The organism is Reichenbachiella sp., from assembly GCF_033344935.1.
Lineage (GTDB): Bacteria > Bacteroidota > Bacteroidia > Cytophagales > Cyclobacteriaceae > Reichenbachiella.
The window spans coordinates 417,204-436,009 of the sequence record NZ_JAWPMM010000001.1 but is presented as its reverse complement, the minus strand read 5'-3'; the positions used below and the strand labels follow the sequence as shown (position 1 = coordinate 436,009).

General features: G+C 39.1%; 19 protein-coding genes. 6 read left to right on the top strand and 13 right to left on the bottom strand.

Annotated elements, in window-relative coordinates; all coding sequences use genetic code 11:
* Positions 1-66: 66 nt before the first annotated feature.
* From R8N23_RS01810 to tatA, 4 genes are read right to left on the bottom strand one after another with little or no spacing between them, the layout of a single operon-like run.
* Positions 67-1,146 carry a DUF4837 family protein gene (locus tag R8N23_RS01810; protein ID WP_318169854.1) on the bottom strand — a complete coding sequence of 360 codons (1,080 nt, stop codon included), beginning with the start codon at positions 1,144-1,146 and terminating at the stop codon, positions 67-69.
* A 43-nt stretch (positions 1,147-1,189) separates the two neighbouring features.
* The gene (locus tag R8N23_RS01805) at positions 1,190-2,542 is read right to left on the bottom strand and encodes a lytic transglycosylase domain-containing protein (protein ID WP_318169853.1); all 1,353 of its coding nucleotides are present in this window, start codon (positions 2,540-2,542) and stop codon (positions 1,190-1,192) included.
* Positions 2,543-2,545: 3 nt separating this feature from the next.
* Complete coding sequence (gene gatA / locus R8N23_RS01800) at positions 2,546-3,979, bottom strand: Asp-tRNA(Asn)/Glu-tRNA(Gln) amidotransferase subunit GatA (RefSeq protein WP_318169852.1); 1,434 nt, start codon at positions 3,977-3,979, stop codon at positions 2,546-2,548.
* A gap of 2 nt (positions 3,980-3,981) precedes the next feature.
* On the bottom strand, positions 3,982-4,182 hold the full coding sequence (tatA, locus tag R8N23_RS01795; protein WP_176214756.1) for a twin-arginine translocase TatA/TatE family subunit: 201 nt from the start codon (positions 4,180-4,182) through the stop codon (positions 3,982-3,984).
* A 246-nt stretch (positions 4,183-4,428) separates the two neighbouring features.
* Here tatA and R8N23_RS01790 point away from each other — a divergent pair, with 246 nt between their 5' ends.
* Together R8N23_RS01790 and R8N23_RS01785 are read left to right on the top strand one after the other, a co-directional pair.
* A complete protein-coding gene (locus R8N23_RS01790) occupies positions 4,429-5,007 on the top strand; it encodes a YceI family protein (RefSeq protein ID WP_318169851.1) in 579 nt (192 codons plus the stop codon).
* Between the two features lie 104 nt (positions 5,008-5,111).
* Positions 5,112-5,420 carry a LiaF transmembrane domain-containing protein gene (locus R8N23_RS01785; protein WP_318169850.1) on the top strand — a complete coding sequence of 103 codons (309 nt, stop codon included), beginning with the start codon at positions 5,112-5,114 and terminating at the stop codon, positions 5,418-5,420.
* Here the strand turns inward: R8N23_RS01785 and R8N23_RS01780 are convergent.
* Entirely contained in the window at positions 5,417-6,055 is a 639-nt protein-coding gene (locus tag R8N23_RS01780; RefSeq protein ID WP_318169849.1) for a hypothetical protein, read from the bottom strand. The genes R8N23_RS01785 and R8N23_RS01780 overlap by 4 nt on opposite strands.
* A gap of 83 nt (positions 6,056-6,138) precedes the next feature.
* On the opposite strand from R8N23_RS01780, the gene R8N23_RS01775 reads away from it, so the two are divergent.
* Both R8N23_RS01775 and R8N23_RS01770 read left to right on the top strand, forming a co-directional pair.
* Positions 6,139-6,450, top strand: coding sequence for a hypothetical protein (locus R8N23_RS01775; RefSeq protein ID WP_318169848.1), 312 nt, complete (start codon positions 6,139-6,141; stop codon positions 6,448-6,450).
* A gap of 214 nt (positions 6,451-6,664) precedes the next feature.
* Positions 6,665-7,753, top strand: a complete 1,089-nt coding sequence (locus tag R8N23_RS01770; protein WP_318169847.1) for an NAD-dependent epimerase/dehydratase family protein — start codon at positions 6,665-6,667, stop codon at positions 7,751-7,753.
* A gap of 133 nt (positions 7,754-7,886) precedes the next feature.
* Here R8N23_RS01770 and R8N23_RS01765 read toward each other — a convergent pair whose 3' ends face one another.
* The 5 genes from R8N23_RS01765 to R8N23_RS01745 form a co-directional block, all read right to left on the bottom strand.
* Positions 7,887-11,117 carry a T9SS type A sorting domain-containing protein gene (locus R8N23_RS01765; protein WP_318169846.1) on the bottom strand — a complete coding sequence of 1,077 codons (3,231 nt, stop codon included), beginning with the start codon at positions 11,115-11,117 and terminating at the stop codon, positions 7,887-7,889.
* Between the two features lie 92 nt (positions 11,118-11,209).
* A complete protein-coding gene (locus R8N23_RS01760; RefSeq protein ID WP_318169845.1) occupies positions 11,210-12,289 on the bottom strand; it encodes an alanine racemase in 1,080 nt (359 codons plus the stop codon).
* Between the two features lie 12 nt (positions 12,290-12,301).
* Positions 12,302-12,754 carry a DinB family protein gene (locus tag R8N23_RS01755; protein WP_318169844.1) on the bottom strand — a complete coding sequence of 151 codons (453 nt, stop codon included), beginning with the start codon at positions 12,752-12,754 and terminating at the stop codon, positions 12,302-12,304.
* A 2-nt stretch (positions 12,755-12,756) separates the two neighbouring features.
* Positions 12,757-13,440, bottom strand: coding sequence for a GTP cyclohydrolase I FolE (gene folE / locus R8N23_RS01750; protein ID WP_318169843.1), 684 nt, complete (start codon positions 13,438-13,440; stop codon positions 12,757-12,759).
* Positions 13,400-13,810: a 6-pyruvoyl trahydropterin synthase family protein gene (locus R8N23_RS01745; RefSeq protein ID WP_318169842.1), complete on the bottom strand. Its 411-nt coding sequence runs from the start codon at positions 13,808-13,810 to the stop codon at positions 13,400-13,402. Before R8N23_RS01745 ends, folE begins: the two co-directional genes overlap by 41 nt.
* A 174-nt stretch (positions 13,811-13,984) precedes the next feature.
* Here R8N23_RS01745 and R8N23_RS01740 point away from each other — a divergent pair, with 174 nt between their 5' ends.
* Together R8N23_RS01740 and R8N23_RS01735 are read left to right on the top strand one after the other, a co-directional pair.
* Positions 13,985-14,641, top strand: coding sequence for a phosphoadenylyl-sulfate reductase (locus R8N23_RS01740; protein ID WP_318169841.1), 657 nt, complete (start codon positions 13,985-13,987; stop codon positions 14,639-14,641).
* Between the two features lie 23 nt (positions 14,642-14,664).
* Positions 14,665-15,588 (top strand): NAD-dependent epimerase/dehydratase, encoded by a 924-nt coding sequence (locus tag R8N23_RS01735; RefSeq protein WP_318169840.1) that lies wholly within the window; start codon positions 14,665-14,667, stop codon positions 15,586-15,588.
* Positions 15,589-15,664: 76 nt separating this feature from the next.
* Here R8N23_RS01735 and R8N23_RS01730 read toward each other — a convergent pair whose 3' ends face one another.
* From R8N23_RS01730 to R8N23_RS01720, 3 genes are all read right to left on the bottom strand, one after another.
* Positions 15,665-17,659 carry a T9SS type A sorting domain-containing protein gene (locus R8N23_RS01730; RefSeq protein ID WP_318169839.1) on the bottom strand — a complete coding sequence of 665 codons (1,995 nt, stop codon included), beginning with the start codon at positions 17,657-17,659 and terminating at the stop codon, positions 15,665-15,667.
* A gap of 185 nt (positions 17,660-17,844) precedes the next feature.
* Complete coding sequence (locus tag R8N23_RS01725; RefSeq protein ID WP_318169838.1) at positions 17,845-18,240, bottom strand: DoxX family protein; 396 nt, start codon at positions 18,238-18,240, stop codon at positions 17,845-17,847.
* 46 nt (positions 18,241-18,286) lie between these two features.
* Positions 18,287-18,769, bottom strand: a complete 483-nt coding sequence (locus R8N23_RS01720) for a GAF domain-containing protein (RefSeq protein WP_318169837.1) — start codon at positions 18,767-18,769, stop codon at positions 18,287-18,289.
* Positions 18,770-18,806: the final 37 nt, after the last annotated feature.

The following is an 18,806-nucleotide window of genomic DNA, read 5'->3' as shown; positions in this document are numbered from 1 at the left end:
CTACGAGAAATGACCTAGAAAATAGGCATTATGTTATCAGAGTTTAATGACTTGAAAATAGCACCCTTATTTCAATTCTTTCCCAGAACGGAAGGTGTTTATTATGACTTCCATTTCTTGCATAAACTCACGCTTATCCTTGGATGGCGCGTATACATACCCTTCCAAATAATACAAGCGTTTTTGAGATTCGTCAACAAATACGTAACTGACAAAAGGTCCTCCTCCAGAAATATCACTCAGCTTCCAAAGACCACGGAGTTCTTTGGCATATTTTCCTTTGAAGTTCACTTCACGGATATTCATGTTCTCATTTTGTAGCGTCATGAAAATATCTGGCTTCTGGACATCACGCATATAAGAGGAGGTGATTTCTTCGCGAAATGCTAACACATCCTCAAAAGGTTCGCGAGAATTGAATGGTCTATAATGAACAAAAATATTTTTTTCATATTCTGGGTCTAAAAGTCTAATCCAAATAAAATCTCGTTGGTTTTTTGCCAAATCATAACCATAAGGCACTTGCACATCAAAGCCATGAGTTTCTCTCAATGTCTTCTCGATCTGCTTTTCACGAACCTTAAATACAGCCTTTGAAATTCTTTCATTCTCAATATTCAAGAAGTAATTTCTTAATACCTCTTTATCTCTTTTCAAATGAGCAATAAGTTGCTGCTCTGTTTGACCAAAAAGATGTAAGATTTCTTGTCCTCGTGCAAACTGATTCTTTTGAGGCAATCTATACAAGGCAGTGTCACTCAAAATTTTCTCTAAAGAGGAAGAGGTAAAATAGTTTTGCATGGCTCGGCTTTGAGCACCTTGGTTATCCATTGTACTCACGAATATCATGGACTTACCCGTTTTGAGAATATTATTCATTTTCAATGGGTTGATATTTCTCAACTTGAAGTAAGGCTCGTCCTGAGGCAAGCCTGGGACATAGTCAGAAAAAATATCTCTTAATGCCTCGCCTACCGGACCGTTCCACTGGGTAGTATCCATCACACAAAGTATAGCATTGGCTTCGCCACGTGCCACTGGCAAATGAGACTTGCTTCCACCGTTTTTCGCGGTGTCTGAACTACAGCTAACAGTTAAAAATGAAATTAAAAGTATTAATAGGTAATGCGTGTTTCTCAATGTCATAAGAGTTGAATGCTTTTAGTAGTAATCCGGGTTTTAGCAAAAGTCACATATTAATTAATAATTTTTGGCCCGGCTTGATATTGGAAGTAGTGAGGTTATTCAATTTCTTAATTTTTTCAATGCTTAAATCTTCATACAGCTTCGAAATACTCCAGAGCGATTCCCCAGACTTCACCAAATGATAAGTTCCTCCCGCCACAACCGGCACGGGTTTTGGGACATTTTTCACCACGTAAGTTTCTCTAGTTTTGGAAGAATAGTGTGGTAAGGTCCAAATATTCAATCGCTGACCCACTCGGATCATATTGCTATTTAAATTATTCCATCTCTTGAGATCAGATACCCGGACATGATATCGCTGAGCAATGGTGCCTAACACATCACCACTTCTTACTCTATAGACCTGTCGTGTACGACCATAGGTGCTGCCTGGTGAATTTCTGGCCAAATACTCCAATTCTTTTCTTCCTACTTTGCTCGCTGAATCCAAAATAGCTAAACGGTTCATCCGAATGTCCTCGGCCAAGTCCGATGGCACCCTAAGCGGAAAATTCAATGTGCCATCAGGAGTGGCTCCTCTAATCACATGAGGGTTGAGCGAAATAAGATCATCTACACAAAGATTGGTCAGATTTGCAAAAGTCTCTAGATGCATGTAGCCATTCACATGTACCGTATCATGGGCTACCTGATAATTCATATCTATTTCGTCAAGGATAAAATTGTGTTCATCCAAATAGTTGAGCGTATAGATCATGGCCACAAACTGTGGCACATACGAACGGGTTTCTCTTGGTAGATATCGATATATTTCCCAAAATGTCTTTTGGTACCCAGATCTCCGAATGGCCTTTCTCACATTTCCTGGGCCCGTATTATAAGCAGCCAAGGCCAATTCCCAATCGCCAAACATATTGTAAAGTGCCTTTAAATATCTACAGGCTGCCTGAGTAGCTTCATAGGGATCCATCCGTTCATCGATATACCAGGACTGTGAAAGTCCATAGGATTTTCCGGTAGCCGGCATGAATTGCCATAATCCTGCAGCGCCGACCCTGGACATGGCATTAGGACGTAAGCCCGACTCTACGATGGACAAGTATTTCAATTCATCTGGCATGCCTCTTTCGGCTAATGCCTTTTCAAAAATGGGAAAGAATAAATCACGGTTGGCCAATACAGATTTGGTGTACTCTCTGTCTCGAATGGTGAAATAGTCGATAAAGGATTTGATGCGCTCGTTGAATTCCAATGGAATGCTACCCTCCACACATTTCAATCGGTCTTCCATCAATTCGTAAGAAGTTTCTGGAAATTGATCCAAAGTGGCGTCCTTTTGTGCTAAGAGCTGAAAGGAGGGAATAAGCCCGAGAATAATAAGTATGTTTTTGATCATCATTTATTTGGCCAGTACATGATCTACCAAGTACTTCGAAAAAGATAACAGTTTTTCCTCTTCAAAAGTATTAGCAATCACCTGAATTCCAATGGGCATACCATTTTTATCCTTGCCATTGGGCAAAGAGATGGCAGGCAACCCAGCCAATGAGGCTTGAACAGTGAAAATATCCTCCAAATACATTTCTAAAGGATCTCGGTTGTGGCTATTGAGTTCGAATGCCGTAGTCGGTGCTGTAGGCAAGATAATAAAGTCATGATTCTCGAATATCTTCTTCGTTTCATCGCGAATTAATCTTCGTACCTTTTGTGCTTTAGTGAAATAGGCATCGTAAAAGCCTTCACTCAAGACATACGTTCCGAGCAAAATTCTTTTCTTCACCTCATCTCCAAATCCCTCCGAACGAGATTTTTTATACATGGACTCCAGGTCATGACCATTCTCACTTCTATAACCATAGCGGACCCCATCATAGCGAGACAAGTTCGTGCTAGCCTCAGCTGTAGTAAGGATATAATAGGTGGGCAATACGTGATCTAAATAATCAAAACCCAGGTGATCAATGCTATGGCCTAAGCTCTGAAGCTTATCATAAGCCTCACTGGTGGCAAATTTTACTTCATCATCTATGCCTTCATGAGAAAGCGTATTGTCAAAGCAAGCTACCTTGGCATTGCCATTCCAGTCGATATTTTTTGAGTACGTTGGTACGTCGGAATGAGATACTGTTGTATCATATTCGTCTGCGCCAGCCATAATCTCTAAAGTCAAAGCAGTGTCGTCTATGCAATGGGCTAGAATACCTACACAGTCAAATGAACTTGCATAGGCCGATAGGCCGTGTCTTGATATTCTTCCGTAATTAGGCTTGAAGCCAACTATACCACAATAGGCTGCTGGTTGACGAACAGAGCCTCCTGTATCTGAACCAATAGAAACTAAGCACATATCTGCTTGTACGGCTACTGCAGAACCACCTGATGATCCTCCTGGGACTTTGTTTTCTCCTGCCGCATTAATGGTTGGCCCAAAAACCGAATTTTCATTGGACGAACCCATGGCGAATTCATCACAGTTGTTTCGACCTATTAGAATAGCGTCTTCGTCTAGCAGTCGCTGGACACATGTCGCAGTAAACTGTGATTCGAATCCTTCTAAGATTTTGCTTCCGCATTGGAGTTCATGCCCTTCATGACAATAAACATCTTTGATGGTAAAGACCATACCAGCCAATCGGCCAGCGGTTCCACCATTGATTTTTTGCTGTACTTTTTTCGCAGCAGCCAATGCTTCATCGGCATAAACTGCCGTAAGTGCATTAAGGTGTTCGTATGTCTTAATGTTGGAAAGGTAGTGGTTGACCAACCCTACGCAATCTATTTTGCCCGAATCAATGTCTGATTGGATTCGAGACAATGAATCGTATGTGTTCAAAATTATTCTTTGTCGTCTTTGATTCCTTCTTGAATCTCGTCCTTGATTTCTTTAGACGCATCCTTGAATTCTCTAATTCCTTTTCCTAAACCTTTAGCCAATTCAGGAATTTTTTTCGCACCAAAAAGAAGAATAATAACCAAAACTATAATTACAAGCTCCCATCCGCCAGGCATCCCAAATGCTAATACTGTATTCGTCATTTTTGTTTTGATCTAGTGTGTATTGTTTTCAGCTTGCAAAGATAAGCCAATTTGGTTCAACTATACGTGGGTCTTATTTAATTAGTTCTCTCTGCGCTCGATTATTGCATTTTTCAAAATATCAATTACAATTATTAAGAATTTGAAAAAAATTTATAAAATCAAAACCTTATAATCTAATGATCGTTACATTTGTAATTACAACTATTGTATAGACATATATTTTACTAAACTAATTTATCAAACATGTTAAACGTATTATTATTAGCTATTGGATTGAATCTTAATCCTGTTGAAACAAACGCCACTTATGAAACCAATGTTTCAGAAAGTAGTGTAGTGTGGACGGCCACTAAAGTGGTGAGCGGTGGTCACACCGGTACCGTGAAAATTTCTAAAGGTTCCTTGGAAATTGATGGATCTGAATTGAAAGGTGGATCTTTTGAAATTGATATGACAACCATTGCCAATACAGATATCGAAGGAGAATGGAGAGCAAAATTGGAAGGTCACTTGAAGTCTGATGATTTCTTTGCTGTGGAAACTTACAAAACTGCTGGCTTAAAAATCACTTCAGTGAAAAGTACAGCAAAAGGCAAATACGATATCACGGCTGATTTGACTATTAAAGGCAAAACAGAATCTGTAAGTTTTCCTGCAGAGCTAAGCGTAAAAGGAGGAAAAGCAACTGCTACTGCAAAAATCACTGTGGACAGAACTAAATATGACGTAAGATATGGCTCACCAAGTTTCTTTGACGACTTGGGTGACAAAGCGATTTCTAATGAATTTACATTAGACGTGAAAGTAGTAGCTTCTAAGTAATTTTATATACCGCTTTTCCAAAGTACAGATTTTAAGAAAAGTATGTTACAATAGCGAAGTCTCCTGGTCTTCGCTATTTTTTTTAACTTAACTTCAAAAACATCATGACTGCTCGCGATAAACGTACTTCTTTGGGCGCCATATTTATATTGATCGGCGTACTATTTCTTCTAGACAACTTAGGTCTTTTACCTTGGGAAATCCCATATTACTTTTTTACCTGGCAGATGGTGTTAGTTCTGATAGGCGTTTATCAATTTCTATCCGGCAATGCCAGAGGCGGGCTTTTCTTTATCGCGCTTGGTTTGATCTTTTGGCTTCCAGAGTACTTTAATGTTAGATTCAAAGACTATTGGCCTGTTGTCCTAATTGCTGTTGGCGTAGGTTTTTTAATAGACAAAAGAAAAAATTAGAGCTTATTGATAATTTCTTTAATAGGAATTTTAATAGTCCAAAGCTCTGCTGACTTTCTTGAGATACTATCCATGCAATACTTATAGATGTTGCTATTAGAATCTACGGGGTATGCATAAAGAGCAGTTTTAGCATCGAGTTTTTGAATAGAACCTGTGGGTTTCATATTTTGCTCCAAGTTATATTGATAAGCTTCCAATAGCTGTAGCTCTAGTTCAGTCAAATTTTCACTTTTGCTATTTATTCGTTGGACTTTAGCCTGGTTCATTTTCACTAAAGCATCGAGTTCTTTCCAGTCCTTTTCATCACATAATGTAGAAGTATCATTTACCTTCTGAGCACTTAGATTAATAACAGATTTTACCATCTCTCTACCTATAATCTCTCCTATCTTTAGAATCTCCGCTTCAGAAACCTTTCTAATCTCTCTCGACTTCATCAATTCAGCTGGCGATACTTTGTTCTTGTTTTGTTCGTGACAGGCGATAGTAAAAAAAAACACCAAACATAAAAGGCCAAAACTTCTTATTCTTCTTTCTATTATACTGATCATGTTCTTTTTTGAGCCATTGTTTAGAAATTCTGTGTTGCTATCTCTTTCATGCAATTTTAGAAAAACTAGTCTTAATTTCATCCAAGTCCTTCATGCTATCTTCCTGTTCTGCTATAAAATAGGTAATTTTAAGTAACTCCATTCTTAAACTAAACAATCGAACCATGAAAAATTTACTCTTCCTATTTAGCCTATTAGGCCTTTTAATGATAACCACAGCATGTGGCGACGACGATGATTGTGATATTGATGCACTTGAAGATCAAGAAGAAGATTACTACGACGATTATTATGATGCCTGTTTTATCGATCAAGATTGTGATGATTGTGAAGAAGTTCTCACAGAATATATCAGCTTCCTGAAAAATAACAAAAGCTGTGCTTCACAGATAGAAGATATTGACGAGGATGATATTGATGACTTTGTTGAAGAGTTAGAAGATAACCTAGATGAGGTTCAGGACGCATGTGAATAATTATCCATAAACTGAAAAGAAAATCATAGGGCAGCCTTTTGGTTGCCCCTTTTTTGCAGCATTCTTTCAAACACACTAAAATCTCCTTTTTGAATAATTATCCACAGCCACAGCCATAATTTCCTACAGTAAACACTATCACTTGATTGTCTTTTTTGTTTCTGACCTAATAACATTAGGAATGTTCTCCGCTTATCATTAATTTTTGACTTCAATGTTACAACAGGTCGAAGAAGAAGAAATTAACCCCCATATTCTCTGTCGAGAACTGCCAGTTTTGGTGACTGGCGGAGCTGGGTTTATGGCCTCTTGGCTTGTAAAATACTTATTGGAAGATGGGTATAAGGTTCGTATCACTGTTCGTGATATGAACAACGAAGATAAATACAAGCACCTCCAAAAAATAGCAGAGAATTCAAGAGGGTCACTCGACATTTTCGAGGCCGATTTGCTGGAGCCAGATGGTTTCAAAGCTGCTATGTATGGTTGCAACATTGTCTTTCACACTGCCTCTCCCTATCTCCTTAGCGGAATCAAAGATCCTCAAAAACAGCTTATTGACCCTTCGTTTGAAGGTACTAGAAATGTACTTGAAATGGTGAACAAGACATCTTCAGTACGAAAGGTAATATTTACAAGCGCAGTATCCGCCATCTATGGGGACATATCTGATATAGATACTACCAAAGAGCGCACATTTACCGAAGATTACTGGAACAAATCTAGCAACCTCAAACACCAACCACTCGCTTTCTCAAAAACTGTAGCTGAGCGTGAAGCGTGGCGCATTCATGATGAACAAAGTAGATGGAAAATGGTCGCTTTAAATCCGGCTATCATTCTTGGCCCATCGCTTACTAACAATAGCAAATCTGGCAGCTTCGATTTTATAAAAAAAATAGCCAACGGTACATACAAGACTGGTGTACCCAATGTGCAATATGGTTTTGTAGATGTAAGGGATGTCGCTCAGGCTCATATTTTTGCTGCGCAAGATCAGTATGCGGAAGGTCGGTTTATGCTTGTGAGCGAAACCAAATCAATGCTCGATATCGCCAATATATTGCACCAAAAATTTGGTGAATCCTTCCCGTTTCCAAGGAAACTCTTTCCCACCAAAATGCTGTACTTTTTTGGTTTCACTAAAGGTTTCTCCCGAAAATTTGTTGTCGAAAATGTCGATAAAGAACTAAAATTCGAAAACAAAAAGAGCCGTCACGAAATTGGGGTTTATTATAAACCGGTAGATGAAGCTGCTTGTGAGACATTACAGTTTTTGTTGGACCATAACATGCTGGCTTGATTCTATAACGCAATGTCCAACTTTCTCTGTCAATACATTCCACCCTCGTTCACATATTATTTATAGAAGAAACACATAGACCCAAACTAATAGCTTGGGCCTTGTTATCATAAAGTTATTGTGAACTAGATGATTAATTTTTTATGAAAGTTTGACTCCATCTATCCGAGTTTGATTGAACCTGAAGAATATAAAGACCAGGCTGAAGGCTTATCAAGTTCAAATATCCACTCCCATCCGAAATCGTTGTGGCCGTGTTGTCAAGTTGAATAAGCTTTCCTGAGACATCATTAATTTTAACAGACGCCCTTTCCGTCAATCCGTTGACCCTTATTGTCAGACCACTTGTTGCAGGATTCGGAAAAACCTCCAAGCCCAATTTGTTTATATTGATAGCGGTTACTTCTTTCGCTTCTCTTTTTGTCAAAGTAAAACTCTGCTTCGTCGAAATGGTATGAACTGCGTCAGACACGTACAAACTAATCTCCTGATCTTCCATGTTCTCTTCTGCTGGAACTCCACCCAAAGTAGCGGTTCCGTCCCCATGATCGGTCAATGTTAACCAGGTAGGCAAATCAAGTGCAGAAATGCTTAATGTTGGCATTTCATCCTTATCTTCAGTGCTTATACTATAGCTATATTTTTCTCCCGCTTCAATGATTACTTCTGGTTCTGATATAAAAGTAGGAGCTTCATTACTTACGTCAAAGGCTCCATAAAAGCCAGACCTAACATTATCGGCAGCATGAGACTTTGACCCCAATGTGATTTCATCCAAGAAGTACCCTCCTACACAAATTTTGTGTGTTCCAACTACTGCTAGTCCATATATTTGACTTACTTCGGTACCTCCTTTTATAACCTTAAGCCATCCGAAAAGGCCATCAGAAGTATATTTGGTGATGTACAAATCTGTATAACCAAAGTCAGGCGTATAGGACAGATCGTCGGCAAAATTAATCTGTGCTGTTGCTTGAATAGCAAAGTATACATTACCCAACGCATCAATTTCAAACTCATTGTAATCAAAGCCAAAACCCTGAGTCTGCTCAATTCCTTCGGCCCAGATAACATTTCCCTTGTTGTCTATTTTAGTAATGAAATGGTGATAGTTACTACCCTCAAATTCCAATAATATATCATCAAAGTATATGGTTTTGGCCATCCATCCTTTGAGGTAGGAGTTCCCCTCATCATCTACTACTATTCCCGTTGGCCAAGTAATATCCTCATTATGACTATCCGCTTCCACATTTCTTCCTGTTACCCTTGCCCATTGCAATTCGCCCTTCTCATTGAGCTTAGCTAGCAATACATTTCCATCGCCTTTTGGTGCTTTTAATATTGACACCCCATTTAAAAAAATATCGTCCGATAAGTATTCTCCACTTACATATATGTTTCCTTCGTCGTCTACATCTGTAAAAGTCGAATATTCGGTACTTAAACCTCCCAATTGTTTGGTCCATTGAGCGACGCCAGACGCATTGTACTTCACTACAAACCCATCACTTGATCCTTTTGAGCTTATAGACTCTCCGCCCAATTCGATAGTATTGTAAAATATACCTGACAGGATTACATTAGCCTCCTGATCTACAGCCAGGTCAAAATCGTATTCTACTAGATCTTCTTTCCATGAGGTAGAAAGGTTACCTCCTGTATCAAATTTTACGATAGCAGTACTTCCGTCTTCATGTGCATCAAGACTCGTCTCATTAGATAATTCCAACTGTCCATCAAATGCAGCAAGAAGATAAATATATCCGCCTGTTGGGTCTATTTTCATAGGATCTCCAATTCCCAAGTGTACTGACATACGATCCGAGTCAGTTTTTAAGCTTCTAACCCAGTTGATACTCTCATCTGCAGCCACTTTCACAAGAAAATATCCTGCTTCCATCGTTTCACCAAAGGCCTGTAAAGTATTGGTGGTATATCCATAATAATAGGTATTACCAAAAAGATCAGATTCAACGGCTAAAATTGAAGATTCAGCGCTATTTCCTGATACAGATATTGCAAAATCCTGAACGTGAGTGACCTGAGACTCTTGTGCAAAAAAACTCAAGTGCTTCTTTTCACCGCATCTAAGAACTTTGTTAGCAGCTGTGGTATATATACCGTACAAATCACCTTCCAATTCAACCTCGTAATCCTCAAGAAGATCAGCATCTCTTGCCGTGAGTTCTTTATTGGTATACTGAAAATACCCTTCTGTTCCATTATTCACTAATTCAAAGGCGTCAAGTGTTCCATTATCGACTTCGTAGGTTAATACTTCGAATGAGCCCGTATTATCAAATTCTACAAAAAAAGTACCTGACCCTTCGGCCTCCAGCGCATCAAATTTTCCGTATGTTCTAACACGCCCCGAAAGGATAAGTTCGTCACCAATACCAAGGGTGACGTTATAAGCTTGACTCTCTCCGCTATAATCATCATTCCCCACTTCATGATCCGCCAAACTAACCCACTGAAAGTCTCCACTTAAACTGAGTTTTGCTACCATAGCAATGGAATAGACGTTGGGGTTTGTTGTCACACTGATGTCATTATTAAAAACTCCATCACTATCATAAAAGAGACTTCCTGATAAGTATAGATCTGTTCCCATGATAAGCAAATCGGTAAAACTTTCATCGTGTGATTGTGAGAATGATAAATTGTCTGATCCGTCATATTTAAGCAGTGCCCCTCTAATCGATCCGGCTTGTCCTAACACATAGAGATTTCCATCATCATCTAAGGCTGACTTCAAATTTAAGTTGTCATTCACATTGGCATCGTAATGTGATTGATTTGCTGCTATTGCTCCAGTTGTGCCATTGATCCGTGCATAAAATATAGATTCGCCATCGGACCCAGACAACGGATCGTCAATTCCAAAATCTACATTTCCATTATAACTACCAACCACAATAGGGTCGGCACCATCCATTACAATGCTCTGAGCCATTACGAAGCCATCTGCTTTTGAAGGAAGAGTTGTCCACCATTGCAATTCACCTGTATTGTCATATTTAGCAACGAAACCATCCATTTCACCTGTGCTTTCAATTGGCGTGTCATCTGGAGTAATTTGTCCTGTGAAATATCCGCAGACAAAAACATTTCCTGAAGCATCAGCAATAATGTCGGTCGCAACATCCGTATTCGACCCTCCAAAGCTTCCAGAAAAACTCAAACTAGGAGTATCTCCAAAGTCGAGTGTGGCAGCCGACTTTCGTTGGCCAGATTTTGATGACAAGGAATTTGACTTATTAGGTTCTTCCAAAAATGGTTTTATAGGTCTTTGTGAAATCCCTTGAGTGGATACAAGAAGACCTAGACCCAATAGGGTATGAAAGATTGGTTTCAGCATAGCTTTATTTTGTTGGAATAGTGTTATTTAACAGTTGCGCAAATTAGCAATTACTTTTCCTTCTCAAAATTTTTTGCCAAATAAATAAGTTATTATCCGAACATCGTTCCAATTTTCTCGCCTCTCAGCGTCATATATTCTTTCATCAGATTTGCCACAAGGCAAGAGTGGACTGGCAGAATGCCTAATACGTCTCCGATTTTAATTTTTTCAATTTGATCTTTAGGAACAGAGATTTTTCCATGTTCTTGCGAAAGACTTTTTACTCTACAGCCTTTGATAGGAGTTGACCAGCCTTTTTCCTCCAAAGCGACCACTTTTCCAAAGTAGGTACCTTCTTCGTCTTCGAGCTTGTCTTTGCTCAGATGAACAGCGCCTCCATGCACTACCACTTCCGATCGCTCGGGGTATACAGCTACCACAGGCGCCGCCAAACAAACGGCTATCTCTTTATAGGTGCAAGAGCCAATATTTGCTTGCATCACATCATAAAATATCAAATTACCAGGCCGAGTTTCATCTATGTTTTCAAACTTGTCTACTATACTACACGACGGAGTATCGCCTATGGAGATCTTTAGGTTCTTATCTATTTGGTCTCTCAAACTGTTAAGTGATGCTACTCCACCTTTATAGATCGATTGAATTTTTTCTTTCTTGGTCTCTGCATAGGTATGACCAAAATGCGCCAATAAGCCTTTGAACTGGTGAGGTTCAGCAATAGCTTCTCCCAGTCGTTTGATCTCTTCTACGTTCTCATGCCAAATGCCCACACGGTGATATCCCGTATCCACTTTGATGTAAATGTCGACAGCGCTCTCAATTTCACTATTGATCGCTTCTATTGCCGATTTAGATTCCACCACTAATCCAAGCTTTACAGCTTTGGCCAGATGCTTAAGCACATCCATCTGCAGAATGTTCACTGGAAAGGCGATGGTGATATCATCCCAACCATGACCGGCAAAAAATACCGCCATGTCAATAGAAGACACTGTAATACTTTTTACCCCTAAGTCACGATACCATTCTCCTATCTCCTTGGAAAAATGAGTTTTGAAATGTGGACGGTAATTTACCATAGAGGCTTTCGCCTTCTCAGCCATTCTTTTGATGTTTTTAATGGCCTTTTTTTTGTCAAGAAGTAGTGTAGGTTTGGTGACTTTGTACATAGTGTATCGGCGTTAAGACGCCAATAGACGTCTATGGTAGTTGATCTGACCGAGGTGGTACATCAGATGACCAGTTAAATGAATCAGAAAATAAGAAAAAGTCATCGGTTTGCCAAATACTTCCATGGGATAGGTACTTTCCAAGTCTTGATCCGAAAACTGATCAAGTGCTGACGTTACGGCACTTTTTGTACGGTCAATTTCAGCGAGCAAATCAGCGGCTGGCACCTCCTTCTTGTCAAACTCATCCTCGCGTTTACGAACATAGCCGTCTTTCCCTATGATGGATCCTACAAAATGTTGAAGGTTCCCGCAAATATGCAAGGTTAAGTTGCCTGCTGTATTTTTAATTTCTCCATCCAGTTTCCAGATATCAGGCTCATGTTCGTAAGACTGAATTTCTTTTTCTAGACTAGTCAAATCTCTAATTAATAGGGATTTGATGGAATCAACATTTGTTTTCATTTTTATACCGGCGTATTGATATAGTTCAGAAATTCCTTTTTGGTGTCTTCATTTGTGAATTTTCCACTGAAGTGAGCTGTTCCTGTTTTGCTATTGGTATCGCCCACTCCTCGAGAAGAAACACACATATGATTGGCATCAATCACGACAGCCACATCTTCCGTTTTCAAAACGCGTCGTAATTCATTAGCAATTTGAACCGTCATGCGCTCTTGTACTTGCGGACGCTTGGCGTAGTACTGTACAATTCGGTTAATCTTGGAAAGCCCAATTACTTTTCCACTAGAGATATATGCTACGTGTGCCTTTCCATAGATAGGGACAAAATGATGCTCACAATGAGAATAGAAAGTAATTTCTTTCTCTACTAGCATTTGGTCATAACCAAACTTATTTTCAAATAGCCTGGCGTGAGGTTTGTTTTTCGGATTGAGTCCACTAAACACTTCTTTCACGTACATTTTTGCCACTCGATTGGGTGTGCCTTGGAGACTATCGTCTGTCAGGTCCAAGCCGAGCACCTGCATGATTTCTTTGAAATGCTTAGCAATCAATTCAATCTTCAATTCATCATCCATCTCGAAAGCATCTGCTCGTAGAGGGGTGTCAAATGAAGTCGCTACATGATCCAAGTCATCGATCACATCATCCGATGGGGTATTCGACATAGTTTCTTTCTGTTTCATATAGCTTTATTTTCAAATCGTATTTTTCGTCTATTTCGCTGCGCAGCAGATTGTAGATTACTACAACTATATTTTCTGCCGTTGGGTTCAGGTTTTTGAATTCAATTACATCCAAATTCAAGTTTTTGTGATCAAACCGATCCAGCACCTTTTCCTCAATCAAGTCACTCAAGACCTTCAAGTCATACACATAACCGGTCTCCGGATTGATCTCACCAAACAAGCCTACTTCTAGGTTATAATTATGCCCGTGATAATTAGGGTTGTTGCACTTGCCAAAAACGGATTCGTTTTTTTCATCGCTCCATTCAGGATTGTGCAGGCGGTGTGCCGCATTGAAATGCTCTACTCTATAAACGGCTGCTCTCATATTGCAATGTTACGCCATTCTGTTTAAATGGTTCTTTTGAAAATATTGAAACTTCTACCCACAAAAACTGAAAAGACTGTAACCTTATCCCAAACTATGAGGTTTAGTAAAGCCTTTTAAGTTCTAATTAGAGCAATTAATATATCTTCGCAACTTATTTAAATACCTGTCTCGATGGATTTTGATGAAATAAAAAGTCATATCATAAAGTATCAGGAGGAAGGTAAAAAACTATTTACCACATCTTCCTTTCAAACGCACAGTATCGTGTTGCTCCATTTGTTGAGCCGCATCGACAAATCTATTCCTGTGTATTGTTTGAATACTGGCTTCTTATTTCCTGAAACCATGGCCTACAAAGATCAGCTGGCCGAAGAGTTCGGACTTAATATGATCGAGATCAAACCCGACGTGCCAAAAAGTTTGCAAAAAGACAGCGAAGGCAAATTGCTTTTTGCTTCTGACCCAGACAGATGTTGCTACTACAACAAAGTGCAGCCCATGGACAGATTGCTTTCTGATTACGACATTTGGATCAATGGGATCAGAAGAGATCAGAATGCCAATCGAGCAAAAATGAAAGTAGAAGAGAAGTCCAAATTTGACTCTGTTCGTTTTCATCCTATGCTCGAATGGACCAACAAAATGATTTTTGATTATATCCGAGAGTATAAGCTGCCTAAGCATCCATTAGAGTCTCAGGGTTATAGCAGTATTGGTTGTGAACCATGTACTCGAAAACCAAGTCTCGAAATGATGGAAAGAGAGGCCCGTTGGTATGGAATGAATAAGACCGAATGTGGGCTTCATACCGAACTAGTCAGTAAATAACCACCTATTTAGATTTAGAAGAAATGAAAGTATTAATTACCGGCGGCGCCGGATATATAGGCACTCGATTGATCAAGAATCTTAGCAGCAATAAAGCGGTTGAGAAGATTGTAGTTTATGACAATTTGATGCGTGGCAACTACAACCTATTCTTGGGCGATAAGTTTATCAACCCTTTTGCCATAGAGTTTGTGAAAGGTGATTTGCTCGATTCCAGAAGCTTGAAAAAAGCCATGGAGGGAATCGATGTGGTCATTCATTTGGCGGCTAAGGTGACTTCTCCTTTTGCCAATGTGAACCTGCACTTCTACGAGCAAATCAATAACTGGGGAACAGCTGAATTGACCTACGCCATCGAAGAAAGTGATGTCAAAAAAGTTGTTTATCTAAGTAGTATGGGTGTTTATGGTTTTGACGACGAGCCCATCAAAGATGATCACAGTCTGAATCCTTCTTCGTATTACGCCATTTCCAAACAAAGAGGAGAGGAGCATATACAAAGACTTAGTAAAGAAAGAAATCCAATTGTCCTACGATGTGGTAATGTCTACGGCTATAGCCGTAGCATGCGTTTCGATGCGGTAATCAACAAGTTTGTATTTGAGTGTAACTTTAACGGTCGTTTGCAAATCAATGGAAACGGAAACCAGCAGCGTGCTTTTATCCACGTGAATTCTATTGCTAATATTCTGGAAGACGTGATCAAAAAGGAAGTGCCAGCAGGAGCATACAATGTAGCTGAAAGGAATCTTTCGGTACTTGATATTGTAGATGTGCTTAAGGAATTGAAGCCTGAATTAGAGTTCCTATTTGTCAATCAAAACACTGAGCTCCAGCAGCAAATGATAGACATGGATCAGAAGCTCATGCAGTATGTAGACTATGGGAAGGACCTGCCTGACTTCAAATCCGAGATGATCGAGTTTCTGAATAGTTTTAGTTACTGATTTTCAAAAGACTTAAAAAAACAAGCCCTCTCAATTCTTTCGAAGTTGAGAGGGCTTTTTGTTGATTGTGGTTTGACTAGTTTTTTATAATTTTTACTCTTGCCGTATTCATCTGATACTTTAGTGTCAAGTAATAAATGCCCGCTTTCAGTTTTGAAACATTAATGGAAGAACCTGGTGAAAGAATTTGCATTTCAAGCTGCCCATTTTGGTTAAATATTTCTACCTCATCAATTTTCTGCTTGAAATTGATCTGACCCAATGAAGGGTTAGGGTAGACTTCCACCAAATTATTTAACTCAACACTTAACGGCTGACAGCTCTGATCGATAATCACTTTTTGAGTCTGAGTGGAAGTGTTACCATTTCCATCGTTGTAGGTCCAAGTCACCTCATGAGTGCCTACGGTTTCGATTGGGAATTCAGCATCGGTAGTGGCTGTCAGATCTCCCCCGCAACCAATGGCTGTTGGGGCTACCAAACTCTCCACAGAACAAAGCTCCGTCTGGTCCTCTAAGGTCAAATAATTATGAACAGGTATGCTGCTACTCGAGCAATCTACATGATGATAATATGTCGCCCGATAAGTATGCTTCCATCCACCATCTATCCAATTGTAATAATTGGAAGATTTTCTCTTTGCATGATCATTGACCTCATAAGTGTATCGGTACTCTCCTACCCATGAATTGGTTTCAAAATCCCAACCTCTATATCTTTCTTCATCAATAGTATACCCGCGATCATCATAAGTATAATTATAACCTCTAATACCTTCCCATGTAGCATGATCACTGTTCCATTGGAAATGACGATAATAAGAAACTCTGCCCTCTTCCGTATAGGTATGAACAGTTTTCAGACTTTTTACTTCTATATTCAATTCATCATCCCAATATGAGCTTTCAGATAAAGTTTTAAAACCATTATCATCATATTCATTGATTCCAAAGTTTGACAATTTCCAAGAACCTTCCTCTGAGATATCGTCCCATTCATACTGATAATATTCTAAAACCTGATTATTGTCGTTGTATTTGATCGTATTTTTAGTTTCATATTCCCGTGTATCGGGATCTGAATAATCATATCTTATTATAGTTGTATTAAACTGATCATTATATGTGTATTCGAATTTACTTTCTAAAATAAATGGATTGCTATAGTAGTGAGTTCTTGATTTGAGAGACGCATCCTCATTGTACTCATACTCATCTTTATATGCGCTAACCCAATCATCCCCTGAATCATCCCATTCATAAGTAATGTGTAAAACCAACTGATCTGAGGCATTGTAAGTGTATGCGTTCTTTTTTGAATTGACCCAATTCCCATCATCACTATTCCATACGGAGTAAATTCTTTCAATAATTTCATTCTTATCGTTAAACCAGGTTTGTGATTTCTCATCACCTATCCACAAGCCATTCACCTGATCCCAATTATTGTAATGTTCATATAAAGTTCTATTTCCGTCTTCATCAAACTCAGAAACATCCTTATAGTGCCCCTCCCATTCAGCTTGCTCTATATTCCAATTGTATCGATCATATAAAGTTTTATTACCATTTTCATCATAACTCTGAATGGTTTTTAAACTATTAACCCAAGCTTCTGATACCTTATCCCAGCTGTACTCTATAAAACTTGTCTCAAGATCATCATCATTGAATACCTTCTCTCTCTTGGTCTCGTGAACCCACTTCTGATTTTCAGAGTCATACAATTGATATATGTATAACAGAGGATTGCCTCGCTCATCCCTCTCGTACCAATACATCGAAGAGAATTCCCACGCATTCTTTTCTTCATCATACACCTCCCATATCAGGCTGTCAAAAATCAATCGATCACCTTCGTTGGTTGCAGATTGATCAACATATGCTGTACGTTGGTTTGAGTGCTGAGCGAAGGCTGGGTATCCAACTGAAAGTGGATCATTCAAAATAGCCTCTGGTTCCAGCATAAGTGAATGTCCGTCCTCTGGCAAAGGTGCAGGGTAGTGTTGTAGATTTTGTGAAAGAAGAAATGATGAAGGAAGGAGGCAAATAGCCAGTAGTAATATTCTCATAGGGTTGTTAGTTAAACTTTTTTAAAATCAGCTCGCCTGGATCAAATAAGAACCTATTTGAACATTAAGGAGCACGGCCAGACTTTTTTCAATAATAATAAACCGCAATTATATATTACTCCTCTTATTATTTGCCTTCTATTTAGAATAAAATTTTGTTAATCATAACAAAACAATATAAAGCCTTACTGTTTTATCGAATACTTCCCTCCTCCACTGCAAAGCAAGAAGAAAGCAAATGTGAGTAGGTGAATGGCAGGAGCTGTGTTGATGTAAGTGTCTCCAATATGTACCATAAGAATGGCTATGACAAAATTGGCCACCATGACTAATGAGGCTTCTCGTACCCATAAACCAAGAATCCAACAAATCCCTGCAGCAAACTGAAGGTAAACAGACGCGAACGCTGATACCATAGGAAATGGAAACCCATTAGCCTCTAAAAATCCCGCAAACTCTTGCATTCGTTCGTAGCTTAGGATGTTGTCTTGTGTGCCCCAGATCAGACGCACACCAAAGGCTATTCGGACAAAAAGAAGGGAAAGATCGGAGTATTTGGAAAAGGTCTTTTGTAGGTTCATGTCTTGAATTTAATTCAAAACAATTGAAGATCGTATTTCCAGTACCCTAGAGCTTAGCTTCGATGATTTTCATCAATCGCTCAAGATGTATTTGATCTTCTTGATTAAAATCAGCCAATTCGTCACTATCAATATCCAAAATTAACTTGACTTCATCATCCTTGATCGCTGGCAATACTATTTCTGATTTAGAAGCGCTGCTACAGGCAATATGACCAGGAAACTGATCCACATCCTCTACTATTACAGTCCTTTTTTTTGCCCATGCTGTACCACAAACTCCTTTGCCTTTTTTAATCCTTGTACAGGCGATCGGACCCTGAAAAGGCCCAAGCACCAATTCATCTTCCTTAACCAAATAAAATCCTACCCAGAAAAAATTCATACCTTCTTTCAAAGCCGCAGCCACATTAGCCAAATTGGCTATCAGATCCGATTCAGTAGAGATCAAAGCTTCGATTTGAGGAATTAAAGCTTCGTATTTTTCAACTCTGCTTTCTGTTTCCGGGAGAAATAAATTTTCTGACATCGCATTTGGGATTTAATTGCAATTTTACGCGGAGTCT